At 69.2% G+C, this 993-nt stretch carries 2 protein-coding genes; both read right to left on the reverse strand.

Annotation, left to right across the window (positions count from 1 at the left end):
- Positions 1-113: 113 nt before the first annotated feature.
- A complete protein-coding gene (locus LPZ50_RS25055; RefSeq protein ID WP_230665528.1) occupies positions 114-617 on the reverse strand; it encodes a nucleoside 2-deoxyribosyltransferase in 504 nt (167 codons plus the stop codon).
- An 18-nt stretch (positions 618-635) separates the two neighbouring features.
- Positions 636-993, reverse strand: a 358-nt coding sequence (locus LPZ50_RS25060) for an NAD(P)-dependent oxidoreductase (RefSeq protein ID WP_230665529.1), incomplete at its 5' end; no start/stop codon positions are given.

The following is a 993-nucleotide window of genomic DNA, read 5'->3' on the forward strand; positions in this document are numbered from 1 at the left end:
CGGCCTGGTGGCCCTGACCATTGCCGAACTGGCCGACCATCGCCGCCAGCTGGCCGGCGGGGCCGCCGTGGCGATGCCGGACACGGACACGGTCGCCGCGTAGGCACCGTGCTTCAGCCGCGCAACGCCGGGGCCATTTGCGCCAGGCATTGCGCGGCGTCGCCCACCACCACCGTGGCACTGCACGCCAGCATCAGATTCAGTCCCAGGCCGAAGTCTTCCACCATATAACCCTGCGCATCGACATGGCGCGGCGGGCCGTCCGCCCGCGCCACGGCCAGGCGCTGCACCAGCGTGGCGGCCTGGTCTACGTAGGCCCACACCGGCTTGCCCAGCGCTATGGCATAGCCCACTTCGAACGCCGTGCCCGAATCGGGCTCGGCGCCGCGGAACGCATTCAGATTGGCCATTACGGCATCGGCCTCGCGGATCAACGCCGTGTTGGCCTCGTAGATCCATTGGGCCACCGCGCGGTCGGGCAGCCCCGCCGGCACCTGGTTATCCAGCGGATACAGGCCCTGCAGCCCATGGCCGAGGCATTGCAGCTTCAACCATTCGCCGTGCGCCACGGAGTCCGCGCGGAACACGTCGAAGCCTGCCAGGTAGATTTTTTTCATGGTGTCCCGTGGCGGGGTTCAGTACCCCACGGTAAAGCGGCGCCGCGTGTGCCGCGGCGATTCCAGTTCATCCACCAGGGCGATCGCGTAGTCTTCCATCGATATCCAGCTCTTGCCCTCGTCATCGGCCAGCAGCTCGTCGGCGCCGACGCGGAACACCCCGGTGCGCTCGCCCGGTTCGAACAGGGCCGACGGCGACAGGAACGTCCAGTCCAGCGCTTTCTCGCGCCGCAGCGTGTCCAGGAACACCACGCCGGCACGGGCCTCGGGCTTGTAGGCGTCGGGAAACTCCGGCGTGTCGATCAGCATCACGCCCGGCGCCACACGCAGGCTGCCCGCGCCGCCCACCACCAGCAGGCGCGGCACGCCGGCGCTG

This window comes from Bordetella petrii (assembly GCF_020991325.1).
Classification (GTDB): domain Bacteria; phylum Pseudomonadota; class Gammaproteobacteria; order Burkholderiales; family Burkholderiaceae_B; genus Bordetella_A; species Bordetella_A petrii_E.